This window comes from Streptomyces sp. NPDC059524 (genome assembly GCF_042749255.1).
Lineage (GTDB): Bacteria > Actinomycetota > Actinomycetes > Streptomycetales > Streptomycetaceae > Streptomyces > Streptomyces xanthii.
In genome coordinates this window covers 42206-54546 of record NZ_JBHYTK010000010.1, presented here as the reverse complement: position 1 = coordinate 54546, position 12341 = coordinate 42206, and the positions used below count along the sequence as shown (strand labels likewise).

The 12341-nt window shown below is 70.9% G+C and carries 11 protein-coding genes; 7 read left to right on the top strand and 4 right to left on the bottom strand.

Annotated features, from left to right (window positions below; translation table 11 throughout):
- The first annotated feature begins 158 nt into the window (after positions 1 to 158).
- A complete protein-coding gene (locus ACFW9D_RS04795; protein ID WP_384617766.1) occupies positions 159 to 1019 on the top strand; it encodes a S1 family peptidase in 861 nt (286 codons plus the stop codon).
- 138 nt (positions 1020 to 1157) lie between these two features.
- Here the strand turns inward: ACFW9D_RS04795 and ACFW9D_RS04790 are convergent, their stop codons facing one another.
- Positions 1158 to 1388: a hypothetical protein gene (locus tag ACFW9D_RS04790; protein WP_161306080.1), complete on the bottom strand. Its 231-nt coding sequence runs from the start codon at positions 1386 to 1388 to the stop codon at positions 1158 to 1160.
- Positions 1389 to 1829: 441 nt separating this feature from the next.
- Between ACFW9D_RS04790 and ACFW9D_RS04785 the strand changes: the two genes are divergently transcribed.
- From ACFW9D_RS04785 to ACFW9D_RS04760, 6 genes are all read left to right on the top strand, one after another.
- Positions 1830 to 3953 (top strand): type IIA DNA topoisomerase subunit B, encoded by a 2124-nt coding sequence (locus ACFW9D_RS04785; RefSeq protein ID WP_384617763.1) that lies wholly within the window; start codon positions 1830 to 1832, stop codon positions 3951 to 3953.
- A gap of 220 nt (positions 3954 to 4173) precedes the next feature.
- Positions 4174 to 4680 (top strand): DUF1453 domain-containing protein, encoded by a 507-nt coding sequence (locus ACFW9D_RS04780; protein WP_384617761.1) that lies wholly within the window; start codon positions 4174 to 4176, stop codon positions 4678 to 4680.
- Positions 4681 to 4694: 14 nt separating this feature from the next.
- Positions 4695 to 5834 (top strand): sensor histidine kinase, encoded by a 1140-nt coding sequence (locus ACFW9D_RS04775; protein ID WP_384617819.1) that lies wholly within the window; start codon positions 4695 to 4697, stop codon positions 5832 to 5834.
- Positions 5831 to 6538, top strand: coding sequence for a response regulator (locus ACFW9D_RS04770; RefSeq protein WP_384617758.1), 708 nt, complete (start codon positions 5831 to 5833; stop codon positions 6536 to 6538). Before ACFW9D_RS04775 ends, ACFW9D_RS04770 begins: the two co-directional genes overlap by 4 nt.
- Before the next feature lie 60 nt (positions 6539 to 6598).
- Positions 6599 to 7219, top strand: a complete 621-nt coding sequence (locus ACFW9D_RS04765) for a DUF485 domain-containing protein (RefSeq protein ID WP_384617816.1) — start codon at positions 6599 to 6601, stop codon at positions 7217 to 7219.
- The gene (locus ACFW9D_RS04760) at positions 7216 to 8826 is read left to right on the top strand and encodes a cation acetate symporter (protein WP_188336429.1); all 1611 of its coding nucleotides are present in this window, start codon (positions 7216 to 7218) and stop codon (positions 8824 to 8826) included. Before ACFW9D_RS04765 ends, ACFW9D_RS04760 begins: the two co-directional genes overlap by 4 nt.
- A 73-nt stretch (positions 8827 to 8899) precedes the next feature.
- On the opposite strand, the gene ACFW9D_RS04755 is transcribed toward ACFW9D_RS04760, so the two are convergent.
- The 3 genes from ACFW9D_RS04755 to ACFW9D_RS04745 all read right to left on the bottom strand — a co-directional run bounded on the left by ACFW9D_RS04755 (position 8900) and on the right by ACFW9D_RS04745 (position 12325).
- Positions 8900 to 9577, bottom strand: a complete 678-nt coding sequence (locus ACFW9D_RS04755; RefSeq protein ID WP_188336428.1) for a response regulator — start codon at positions 9575 to 9577, stop codon at positions 8900 to 8902.
- Positions 9577 to 11247: an ATP-binding protein gene (locus tag ACFW9D_RS04750; RefSeq protein ID WP_384617756.1), complete on the bottom strand. Its 1671-nt coding sequence runs from the start codon at positions 11245 to 11247 to the stop codon at positions 9577 to 9579. The genes ACFW9D_RS04755 and ACFW9D_RS04750 overlap by 1 nt, the downstream gene beginning before the upstream one ends.
- Positions 11248 to 11362: 115 nt before the next feature.
- On the bottom strand, positions 11363 to 12325 hold the full coding sequence (locus ACFW9D_RS04745) for a sucrase ferredoxin (RefSeq protein WP_384617753.1): 963 nt from the start codon (positions 12323 to 12325) through the stop codon (positions 11363 to 11365).
- Positions 12326 to 12341: the final 16 nt, after the last annotated feature.

Sequence of the window (12341 nt, the reverse complement as noted above, 5' to 3'; positions counted from 1 at the left end):
ACGGCTCCTGAAGGACCCTCAGAAGGCCCGGTACGCCCCCTCCGTGGGGAGTGCCGGGCCTTCGGCGTGTCCGCGACACCACGAGGACTCGCGGTGCGCGTGCCACCGAAGTGGATCACTCTGGGTGTGCTGTGAACAACCCGGAGTGAGGAGACCGTATGCGTCATGCCCGTGCGAGAGTGCTGACCACGTCCCTGGCCGTCCTGGCGGCGGTGGCCGTGTCGCCCCTGGCCTCGCCGTCGCGCGCGGCCGCCGACGACGGGGTCGTCGGCGGGCAGCAGGTCAGCGTGGGCGACAGCCCGTGGGCGGTGGCCCTGTCCAGTCGTGACCGGTTCGGAGGCAGCCGGTCGGGGCAGTTCTGCGGGGGCGTCGTCGTCGACCGGTCCACTGTGCTCACCGCGGCCCACTGTCTCGGGCCCGACGTGATCGGTGGGCCCGGAGGGACGGTCCGCGACCTCAAGGTGATCGTCGGCCGGGACGATCTCGAATCGACGGCGGGCGCGGAGATCCCCGTGCGCAGCATGTGGGTGAATCCCGACTACGACGAACGAACGAACGCGGGGGATGTGGCCGTCATCACACTGTCCACGGCGCTGCCCGCGGGATACGTGATCCCCATGGCGGACGAGGGTGACCCCGCCTACCGCCCCGGTACGGGAGCGGCCGTCTACGGCTGGGGTGACACCACGGGTGCGGGTGACTACGCGCGCACGCTGCACGCGGCCCGTGTGCAGGTGCTCGCCGACAGTGCGTGCGAGAGGGCCTATCCGGGTGGTCCTGAGGGCACCTATCAGTCCGACTCGATGCTCTGCGCGGGTGTCCCCGAAGGCGGCAAGGACGCCTGCCAGGGGGACAGCGGCGGGCCACTGGTGGCCCAGGGCAAGCTGATCGGCCTGGTGTCCTGGGGGAGCGGCTGCGGGCGCCCGGAGAGCCCGGGCGTCTACACACGCGTCTCGGACGCTCTGCGCGTGCTCGAGCAGCGCACCTCGAGACTGCCCTCGGTGTCCGAGGGGGCGTGAAGGTGACGGCCCCACGGGCCTGAGAGGGCGGTGGGACCGTACGGATACGAGGACGGGCGGCCATCCCTGGGGTGCAGGGAGGGCCGCCCGCTCACCGGCCTGATGACGCCGGAGCTGGCTCGTCGTGGGTGCGAGGCGTCAGCGTTCCTCGGTCTCGGCGCTTGCCGGAACGGCGGTGAGCCGCTCCGTCTCGTCCTGTATCTCAGCGGCGATCTTCTTGAGTTCCGGCTCGAACTTGCGACCGTGGTGGGCGCAGAAGAGCAGTTCACCACCGCTGAGGAGCACGACGCGCAGGTATGCCTGGGCGCCGCAACGGTCACAGCGGTCAGCGGCCGTCAGCGGGCTCGCGGGGGTCAGAACAGTAGTCACGTCGCCTCTTCTCTAGCTCGACGAGCTGTCGTACCAGGGTCAACATCCAACCAGGCCGAAAACGTTCCCGCTCGCGGCTTTTCCTCGAAAAATTTCTTCGAGGCCGGCTGTCTGTCGCCGGGTGGCGGCGAATGTGCCGTATTGCGTCTCTTACGTGTCTTACGGGTTCGCGCGTTCTGTCAGGTCGGTCCTCCCCGGCTGGGATGCCGGTTGTTCATGAGGACGTGCCCGGAGCCTAAATGGTTCATGCCTGGAAGGGAACGTGATGTGTGCTTCACTCCATCGAGGGATCGAACACTCATGCGAGCTTGGACTAGTCTTGGTCGAGGTGAGGGTGGCGGTACAACGGCTCTACCAGGCCTCGGTAGGCTCTGACGCGCGACCGACGCCGGCCCTTTACCCACAAGGGCCCCATCTGAAATTCAGCGAGGAGCGAACCGCGTGACCGCCGAGACGTCCGTGCCGTCCACAGCGCTGCTGACCGGAGCAGACCGTGACGGTTCCAACTACACCGCGCGGCACCTGCTGGTCCTCGAGGGGCTCGAAGCAGTCCGCAAGCGACCGGGCATGTACATCGGCTCGACCGACAGCCGCGGCCTCATGCACTGCCTCTGGGAGATCATCGACAACTCCGTCGACGAGGCCCTGGGTGGCTACTGCGACCACATCGAGGTGATCCTGCACGACGACGGCTCCGTCGAGGTGCGGGACAACGGCCGAGGCATCCCCGTGGATGTCGAGCCCAAAACCGGCCTCTCCGGAGTCGAGGTCGTCATGACGAAGCTCCACGCGGGCGGAAAGTTCGGCGGTGGCTCCTACGCGGCCTCCGGCGGCCTCCACGGCGTGGGCGCCTCGGTGGTGAACGCGCTGTCGGCGCGTCTCGACGTCGAGGTGGACCGCAACGGGCACACGCACGCCATCAGCTTCCGGCGCGGCGTCCCCGGAGCCTTCGCCAAGCCCGGCCCCGACGCGGCCTTCGACCCTTCGGCGCGCCTGACCAAGACCAAGAAGATCCCCAAGGCCCGCCTCGGCACCCGCATCCGCTACTGGGCGGACCGCCAGATCTTCCTCAAGGACGCCAAGCTCTCCCTGGAGACGCTGCACCAGCGCGCCCGCCAGACCGCGTTCCTCGTGCCCGGCCTGACCATCGTCGTCCGCGACGAGTTCGGCCTCGGGGACGGAGGCAGCAAGGGCGAGGAGTCCTTCCGCTTCGACGGCGGCATCAGCGAGTTCTGCGAGTACCTGGCGCAGGACAAGCCGGTCTGCGACGTCCTGCGCCTCACCGGACAGGGCACCTTCAAGGAGACCGTCCCGGTCCTGGACGACCACGGCCAGATGACACCGACCGAGGTCACCCGTGAGCTCGGCGTGGACATCGCGCTGCGCTGGGGCACGGGTTACGACACGACCCTCAGGTCGTTCGTGAACATCATCGCCACCCCCAAGGGCGGCACCCACGTGACGGGCTTCGAGCGCTCGCTCACCAAGACGATGAACGAGGTCCTGCGCAGCCAGAAGCTGCTGCGCGTCGCCGAGGACGACGTCGTCAAGGACGATGCCCTCGAAGGCCTCACCGCCGTCGTCACGGTGCGCCTCGCCGAGCCGCAGTTCGAGGGCCAGACCAAGGAGGTCCTCGGTACCTCCGCGGCCAACCGGATCGTCGCCAACGTGGTCGCCAAGGAGCTCAAGGCGTTCCTGACGTCCACCAAGCGTGACGCCAAGGCGCAGGCACGCGCCGTCATGGAGAAGGCCGTCGCGGCGGCCCGCACCCGCATCGCGGCCCGCCAGCACAAGGACGCGCAGCGCCGCAAGACGGCCCTGGAGTCCTCGTCGCTTCCCGCGAAGCTTGCCGACTGCCGCAGCGACGACGTGGAGCGCAGCGAGCTCTTCATCGTCGAGGGCGACTCCGCGCTCGGCACCGCCAAGCTCGCGCGGAACTCGGAGTTCCAGGCGCTCCTGCCGATCCGCGGCAAGATCCTCAACGTCCAGAAGTCGTCCGTCTCGGACATGCTGAAGAACGTCGAGTGCGGTGCGATCATCCAGGTGATAGGAGCTGGCTCCGGGCGCACCTTCGACATCGACGCGGCGCGCTACGGAAAGATCATCCTGCTCGTCGACGCCGACGTCGACGGCGCGCACATCCGCTGCCTCCTCCTGACGCTGTTCCAGCGCTACATGCGGCCGATGGTCGAGGCGGGCCGGGTCTTCGCCGCGGTGCCCCCGCTGCACCGCATCGAGCTGGTCCAGCCCAAGAAGGGCCAGGACAAGTACGTGTACACGTACTCCGACCGCGAGCTGCGCGAGACGCTGCTCGAGTTCCAGCGCAAGAACGTGCGGTACAAGGACTCGATCCAGCGGTACAAGGGTCTGGGCGAGATGGACGCCGACCAGCTGGCCGAGACCACGATGGACCCCCGCTACCGCACCCTGCGCCGGATCAACATCGGCGAGCTGGACGCCGCTGAGCAGGTGTTCGACCTGCTCATGGGCAACGATGTGGCACCGCGCAAGGAGTTCATCAGCAGCTCCGCCGCGACGCTCGACCGCTCGCGCATCGACGCGTAGCAACCGACGCGCAGTGACGACCTGGCCGGTGACGGCCGGCCGCGCCTCCGGGCGCACCGCCGGCCGCCACCGGCCAGACGCGTTCCCCGGTGGCTCCACCCACGGGTGGAGCCGCTTGATCCACCCGGGATCCACCCCGGCTCCGATCTCCTGACCTGCCGGTTTCCGTAGTGTCGACGGCGTTGAACCACTCCGCTCCGACCGATTCACGGAGGCCGTCATGTCCGGTCCCACCGAAGTCCTGGTGATCGTCGCCGTCGTCGCCCTGGTCGTCGTGCGCCAGTTCAGGACCGAGCGCCTGTCGATGGACCGCAAGTGGTGGCTGCTGCCCGTGGCCCTCGGATTCTTCGCGCTCCGTGACGGTAAGGTCGCCGACCCGCACCACATGACGGGCTCCGTGATCCTGCTCGTCGTCGAACTGCTGTTGAGCGTCGGTATAGGGATCGGCTGGGCGTTCACCACACGGCTGTGGGCCGACGAGCACGGGGACGTCTGGACGAAGGGCACGGTCGCCACGGCCGGAGCCTGGGCCGGCGGGGTCGCCGCCCGGGTCGCCGTCGCCGGCATCGGCCTCGCGATGGGCGTCCACCTCGGCAGTGACGCGTTCATGCTCGGCTTCGCCGTCTCACTGCTGGCCCGGTCCGGGGTCCTGATGTGGCGGGCCGGCACCCTGGAGTCGGCGTACGTTGGTGCTGTCCCGCAGCCGGCCTGGGAGGACCGCAGGTGAGTCAGCGAGACGTGATGGCGTGGCCCTCGCGGGAGGCGCTCTCCCCCAAGGGGAAGACCCGCGCACGGTGGATGCTGTCCTGGCTGGTCAGGGTGGTCGTGATCACCGTCCTGCTGTGGACGGCGATCACGCAGCGCGACGTCCCCGGCTGGGCCGTTGCGGCGGCTCCCGTGGGTCTGGTGATCGCGTCCGGTGCGGCGTGGGGCTTCTTCCGGACCACGCTCGAACACCGGCTGTGGTCGTCCCTCGGCATCCTCGCCGTTCTGTTCGTACTCGCCGGGCTGGCCCAGACGATCGGCTTCCTGGGGCCGGCCTTGGTCCTCTGGTGCGGTTGCGCCGTCACCGCGCTGGAGCGCCTGCCGTTGATCGCCGCCCTGCCCGTCACGGGTGTCGCGCTCGCCGCGTTCGCGCTCACCAACGACGACTCATGGATCTCCACGACCGCCGTCGCCGTGGGCCTGTGCCTGTCCGGATACGTGCTGCGGCTGGACGCCGAGGCCCGGGGCAGCGCCCAGCGGCTCCTGGTCCAGGAGCGAGCGGCGCGGAAGGCGGAGGCCGAGTCCGCCGCGCTCGCCGAGAGATCCCGCATCGCCCGCGAGATCCACGACGTGCTAGCGCACAGTCTCTCGGCGCAGCTCGTGCACCTGGAAGCGGCCCGGCTCCTCATCGAGCGCGGGGCCGACCGGGACCAGATCCTGGAGCGGGTGGTGGCCGCCCGGGGCATGGCCCGGGACGGCCTCGACGAGACCCGCCAGGCCCTCTCGGCGCTCCGCGGAGACCTGACTCCGCTGGAGGACTTCCTGCGGGAACTGGTCGCTTCCTCGGGCGGTGCCACGCTCACGGTGCAGGGCGAGCGCAGACCTCTCTCCGCCGAGGCCTCGCAGGCGGTGCGCAGAGTCGCACAGGAAGCGCTGACGAACGTACGCAAGCACGCCCCAGGGGCGAAGGCCGCACTGCGGCTGGAGTACCTGCCCGAGGAAGTTGCCCTGGAAATACGGGATTCGGGTGCATCGGGGCCGCAGGGCGAGCTCACTGTCAGTGGCGCCGGTTACGGTCTGTTGGGGATGAGGGAGCGTGCCGAGCTGTTGGGCGGCTCGTTGGAGGCGGGGCCGTGCGAGGAGGGTTTCGTGGTCAGTTTGAAGGTTCCCGTATGAGCGGGAGTGCGGCGGGGGAGCGCACGGGCAGGCCACCGGCCCGTGTGGTGGTGGTCGACGACCAGACGGTGGTGCGCGAAGGAATCGTGATGCTCCTGGGGCTGCTGCCCGGGATCGAGGTCGTCGGATCCGGGGGCGACGGCGAGGAGGCGGTCGCTCTCGTCGCGGAGCTGGCGCCGGACGTCGTCCTGATGGACCTCCGTATGCCGCGCTGCGACGGGGCGGAGGCGACCAGACGCATCCGGGAGCAGTATCCGGCCACGCAGGTCGTCGTCCTGACCACGTACGCCGACGACGAGTCGCTCTTTCCCGCGCTGAAGGCCGGGGCCCGCGGCTACCTGACCAAGGACGCCGGCGGTGACGAGATCGTGCGGGCGGTCGAGGACGTGCTGTCGGGGGACGCGGGGCTCGCGCCGAAGATCCAGCGGAGACTCCTGGAGCGGCTCTCCCAGGCGGAGAACGCCGCTCCGGGGCCCAAGGAGCCCCCGGACGGGATCACGGCGCGGGAGGCCGAGGTCCTGGTGCTGATCGCCGACGGACTGAGCAATCAGGAGATCGCCAAGTCGCTGCACGTCTCGACGGCGACGGTGAAGACGCACATCAACAACCTGTTCGCGAAGGCCGGCCTCAAGGACCGGGCGCAGGCGGTGCGTTACGCCTATCAGCACGGTCTGGCGCGGCCACCGGGCACTTCAATCCCCTGAGCCGTCACCTAATGGGGTGAAGGGCATGCGAGAAGAGTCCGGGATCTTCCCGATCTGTCCATCCTTGGGTCCGCGGCCGACGTGGCCGCGGACAAGGAGAGTTCGGTGGAGAAGCACGACGGGCGCGAGACGGCGCAGCCCCGGGCCGGTGATCGAGGTGGCATCGGTGACCCGTGGCAGGACGCGCTGGCCTCGGGGTGGGGCGAGTTGGACGGTACGGGCGCGCCGGCGCCGACCGTGCCCGCCCAGCCCGTGCCAGGGGAGCGCAGCGCGGCGGGGATCTATCTGGAGGTCCAGCGCAGCGCCGCGTTCCAGGAAGTACGCGCGCGCTACCGGAGGTTCGCGTTCCCGGCGGCCGCGGTCTTCTTCGCCTGGTACCTCGCCTACGTCGTCGCCGCCACGACCGCGCACGACCTGATGGCCCAGCCGGTCGCCGGCTCTGTGAACGTGGCGATGGTCGCCGGGCTCGGACAGTTCGCCAGCACGTTCCTGCTGACGTGGCTGTACGCCCGCCACGCGCGCCTGCGCCGCGACCGTGCCGCGCTCGAACTGCGCTGGGACACGCAGGAGATGACCCGGGGCATCGACACCGCCTCCCGCACGAAGGATTCCTCGCACAACCAGACGAACGGCGCGGGGCGCGTCAACGGAACGGCGCGCAGCGAAGGCGGGCAGTGGTGACCGGAACGCATCAAACCCTGGCTCTGGTTCTCTTCAGCGCTTTCGTGGCGGTCACACTCGGCATCACCACCTGGGTGAGCCGCAACCGCCACGGTTCGGCAGAGGAGTTCTACGCGGGCGGGCGTCTGTTCTCGCCGATGGAGAACGGTTTTGCCATCTCGGGCGACTACATGTCCGCGGCCTCCTTCCTCGGCATCTCCGGACTCATCGCCCTCTACGGGTACGACGGGCTGCTCTACTCCGTCGGCTTCCTCGTCGCCTGGCTTGTCGTCCTCTTCCTGGTGGCCGAACTGGTCCGCAACTGCGGGCGGTTCACCCTCGCCGACGTCGTGGCGGCCAGGATGCGCGAACGCCCCGTACGGATCGCGGCCGGAACGTCCTCCGTCGTCGTGTCGGTGCTCTACCTGGTGGCGCAGATGGTGGGCGCGGGCAGCCTCATGGCGCTCCTGCTGGGCGGCACGAGCGGCGCCGCCCAGTCCTGGACCGTCGTCGGCGTCGGCGCGCTCATGGTGATCTACGTGTCGTTGGGAGGGATGCGGGCCACGACGTGGATCCAGATCGTCAAGGCCGTTCTCCTCATGGCCGGCGCGATCGCCCTCACCGTCCTCGTCCTCGCCCGCTTCCACGGCGACTTCAACGCGCTGCTGCGGGCCGCTTCCGACCGCAGCGGGCAAGGGGCGGACTTCCTGGCGCCCGGGCTGCGCTACGGGGGGAGCTGGACCTCCCGCTTCGACTTCATCAGCCTGGGCCTCGCGCTCGTGCTCGGCACGGCCGGCCTCCCGCACATCCTGTCGCGCTTCTACACCGTGCCGACCGCGCGGGCGGCCCGCCGTTCCGTCGTCTGGTCGATCGGCCTCATCGGCAGCTTCTACCTCATGACGATCGTGCTCGGCTTCGGTGCCGCGGCCATCGTCGGCTCGGACGCCGTACGCGCCTCGAACGCGGCGGGGAACACGGCGGTTCCGCTGCTCGCCCTCGACCTGGGCGGCGGCGCGGCGTCCACGGGAGGCACGGTCCTGTTCGCGATCGTCGCGGCCGTCGCCTTCGCGACCATCCTCGCCGTCGTCGCCGGGATCACCCTCGCCTCCTCCGCCTCCGTCGCGCACGACCTGTACGCCTCCCTGAGACGCCGCAACCGTCCGGGCAAGCACTCCGGCAAGCAGTACAGCGAGGTCGCCGTGGCGCGCGTCGCGGCGGCCGGGATCGGCGTGCTCGCCATCGCGCTGGGGCTGCTCGCGCGGGACCTGAACGTCGCGTTCCTGGTGGGCCTGGCCTTCGCGGTCGCCGCGTCCGCCAATCTCCCCGTGCTGCTCTACTCGCTGTTCTGGCGGAACTTCACCACGCGCGGCGCCGTGTGGTCCGTGTACGGCGGTCTGATCCCGGCACTCGTCCTCGTCGTGCTCTCCCCGGTCGTCTCCGGTGGCCCGACCTCCCTCATCCCCGGCGTCGACTTCCACCTCTTCCCGCTGGAGAACCCGGGCCTCGTCTCCATCCCGCTGGGCTTCCTGGCGGGCTGGGTGGGCACCGTGACGTCGACCGAGCCCCCGGACGAGGCCAAGCACGCCGAGACGGAGGTGCGCGCGCTCACCGGCGCGGGAGCCGTCTGACCGCGACCGAGGACACGGCAGCCGTCACCGTCACGGGCCGCCCCGTCGCCCGTAGGACCGCGACGGGGACGGCTCAGTGGCTGGCCGCCCACGCGTAGCGGTGCTCGGGCCGGCCCGTGTCGCCGTACCGGAGGCTCAGCCGCACCCGACCGGTCCGCTCGAGCAGCTTCAGGTAGCGCTGGGCGGTCTGGCGGCTGATGCCGGTCCGGTCGGCGAGCTCCTGGGCCGACAGCGGGCCGTCGGCGCTCATCATGGCCTTGCGGACCAGATCGGCCGTCGTGGGGGAGTGGCCCTTCGGCAGCTCCGGTGCGGGCGTGGCGGACAGGGCGCCGAAGATCCGGTCGACCTCTGCCTGCTCGGCCTCACCGCCCCCGTCCAGGGTGCGCCGCAGCTCCGCGTACGCCTCCAGCTTGCCGCGCAGCCCGGCGAACGAGAACGGCTTCACCAGGTACTGCAGTGCGCCGTGCCGCATCGCCGCCTGCACCGTCGCCACGTCGCGTGCCGCGGTCACCATGATCACGTCGATGTGATGGCCCCGCTCGCGCAGCGCGCGGGCGACCGCGAGTCCCGTGTCGTCCGGCAGGTAGTGATCGAGCAGGACGAGGTCGACGTCCAGCTCCTCGACGGCCGCGAGAGCCTCGGCGGCGCTGTACGCCTTGCCCACCACCTGGAAGCCGGGCACCTTCGCCACGTAGGCGGCGTTGACGTCCGCCACCCGCGCGTCGTCGTCCACGACCAGGACGTCGATCATCAGACCTCCTCGGTCTCGTGCGCACCGGCATCCTGCGGCTCGGTCCGCAGCGTCAGGGAATCAGTGAACGCCTCCGGCAGCACGACCACGAACTCGGCGCCTCCGGACGCCGCGTCCGTCACCGTGGCGGTGCCTCCCTGGCGCTCGGCGAGCCGGCGCACCAGCGCGAGTCCGATGCCCCGCTTGCCGTGCGCGGGCGGCTCCTTGGTGGACCAGCCCTCCATGAAGACCGACTCCCGGCGGTCCGCGGGGACGCCCGGCCCGGTGTCCCGCACCGTGAGGACGGCGGTGCGGCCCTCGGCCCGCAGCACGACCTCCACGCGCGCGTGGCGCGTGGAACCGGCCGTGGCGTCCAAGGCGTTGTCCACCAGGTTCCCCACGATCGTGACCAGCCCGCGCGGGTCGACGAGACGGTCGGGCAGCGCGGTGTCGGAGGAGACGCCCAGTGCCACGCCCCGCTCGGCGGCGACGGTCGCCTTGCCCACCAGGAGAGCGGCGAGCAGCGGGTCCTTGATCTTCTCGGTGATCTGTTCCGCGGTCACCCGATGAGCGCCGGCCACCTCACCGACGAACTCGGCGGCCTCCTCGTACATCTCCAGTTCCAGGAGCCCGAGCAGGGTGTGCATGTGGTTGGCGTGCTCGTGGTCCTGGGCACGCAACGCGTCGATCAGACCACGGGTGGAGTCCAGCTCCCGGCCCAGCTGCTCCAGCTCCGTACGGTCGCGCAGGGTGGCCACGGCGCCGCCGTCGTCGGTGGGCATGCGGTTGGCGATCAGGACGCGAGGGCCGCGCACGGTGAGCAGGTCGGTCCCGGTGACGTGTCCCGCGAGCACGTCCGTCGTACGGCCGGGGCCGAGCGCCGCCTCCAGGGGCAGGCCGATCGCCGCGCCGTCGACGCCGAGAAGCCGCTGCGCCTCGTCGTTCAGCAGCCGGATCCGCCCGCTGCGGTCGAGGGCGACGACGCCTTCCCGGATGCCGTGCAGCATCGCCTCGCGCTCGGCGAGCAGGGCCGCGATGTCGGAGAACGCCAGGTCACGGGTCTGCCGCTGGACCCGGCGCGAGATCAGGTACGCGGCGAGCGCACCCACCGCGAGTGCGCCGCCCGCGTAGGCGAACAGGCCGGGGATCGCGTGGATCAGTCGGGCGCGGACGCTGTCGTACTCGATGCCGACGGACACCGCGCCCACGATGGCCCCGTCAGCGTCCCTGAGGGGCACTTTGCCGCGCGCGGAGCGGCCGAGGGTACCGTCGTCGATCTCCATGACGTCCCGGCCCGCCAGAGCGTCGCTGGGGTCCGTCGAGACGACCTTGCCGATCCGGGAGCGGTCGGTGTGCGACCAGCGCACCCCGCGCATGTTCATGATCACGACGTACTCGGCGCCGCTCGCCCGGCGGATCCGCTCCGCCTCGGCCTGCACGGGGCCGTCCGCCGTCGGCAGCGACGTCCGCAGGTCCTCCGCGATGCGCGGCTGCGCGGCGGTCGTCTGCGCGATGGCGAGCGCGCGCCGCATCGCCTGGTCGTCGAGCTGGTCGCTCAACGGCGCCAGGAACAGCCCGGTGGCCAGCACCGCGACCCCGGCCGCGATCGCCACCTGCATCAGGAGCACCTGCGCGAAGACGCGCCGGGGCAGTCCGAAACGCAGACGGCGGGCGGGGGAGGCGGTGCTCATGGTTACGAACGGTACGGGCCGTTCCGCCGGAGTCCGTAGTGCTTGTGGCGCGGATCTCGTGGACAGAGCGCTGTCGCTCCGACCTGTGACGGGCTCCCTACGCAGAGGGGTGATGTCAGTCCTGGGATGCGGGGAGCTCGCGTACGGCCGTCACGTCCATGCGAGCAGGTGAGCCGAGGGCGGCCCCGCAACTCTCGGGGCGCGGCGGCAGCGATGCGCCCTGGACCACCGTGACGAGCCATTGGCGCCCGTCCGTGTGCGCGACGGTCACCTGCCAGAGCGGTACGTGGTCTGCGTCTGCGTCTGCGTCTGCATCTGCATCTGCATCTGCGCTGCGCTCTGCGCCGAGGACGTCGAGGACGCCCGCGCGGTGCTCCGCGATCGTGCGGCGCACCGCGAGCTCGGCCGCCTGGCCCGGGCGGTCCCACGCGGAACTGCCACGGCAGCCGTCGACGAGGATCCGGTCCGCGCGGACGGCCTCCAGGATCTCCTTGACGCCCGCCGGTGTGGCACGGCCGTAGGCGTAGCCGTGCGGCAGCACCAGGAGCGTGGGCGAGAAGCGGTGGCCCCCGAGGTGGGTCACCTCCCAGACGCCTTCCTCGCCGGTGGCGGCCAGTTCGGAGGCGAGCGGCCGGCCCAGAAGGGCGCAGCAGCGGTCACGCTTGCCGTTCGTGCAGACCAGGGCGAGAGGCGCGCCGAGGTGCGGTTCTCCGAAGCCGCCGTGGTCACCCGCGCCCAGGGCGGGGAAGTCGAGTGCGAGCAGCTCCTCCGGGGAGTCGACCGTGGCGCTGCGCAGCCAGGCGTTTCCGGGACCTGTGTGGGCGAGGAAGACCTGGTGGCGGGTGGGGGCGTGGCAGTCCGCGTGGCGGCCCGGGCGACGGATCAGGGCGACGCGTACGCCGGTGCCCGCGGCCGCCGATTCCAGGGCTCGGCCCACGGCGGGGTCGAGGTGGCTCGAGGTCAGGGCCTTGGCGCCCCACGGGCCGGGCTGCTCGATCAGCAGCCAGGTCCGCGCGGTGGCCGCGGTCCCCGCGAGAGGTTCGTCAAGATCCCGCGAGGCGGTCGCGCACGTACTCACGCAGTGGAGCCTAACC

What these genes read in the sequence shown, in the direction of transcription:
- ACFW9D_RS04795 (WP_384617766.1), top strand. Translation starts at nt 159, where the DNA reads ATGCGTCATGCCCGTGCGAGAGTGCTGACCACGTCCCTGGCCGTCCTG.
- ACFW9D_RS04780 (WP_384617761.1), top strand. Translation starts at nt 4,174, where the DNA reads ATGTCCGGTCCCACCGAAGTCCTGGTGATCGTCGCCGTCGTCGCCCTG.
- ACFW9D_RS04775 (WP_384617819.1), top strand. Translation starts at nt 4,695, where the DNA reads ATGGCGTGGCCCTCGCGGGAGGCGCTCTCCCCCAAGGGGAAGACCCGC.
- ACFW9D_RS04770 (WP_384617758.1), top strand. Translation starts at nt 5,831, where the DNA reads ATGAGCGGGAGTGCGGCGGGGGAGCGCACGGGCAGGCCACCGGCCCGT.
- ACFW9D_RS04755 (WP_188336428.1), bottom strand. Translation starts at nt 9,577, where the DNA reads ATGATCGACGTCCTGGTCGTGGACGACGACGCGCGGGTGGCGGACGTC.
- ACFW9D_RS04750 (WP_384617756.1), bottom strand. Translation starts at nt 11,247, where the DNA reads ATGAGCACCGCCTCCCCCGCCCGCCGTCTGCGTTTCGGACTGCCCCGG.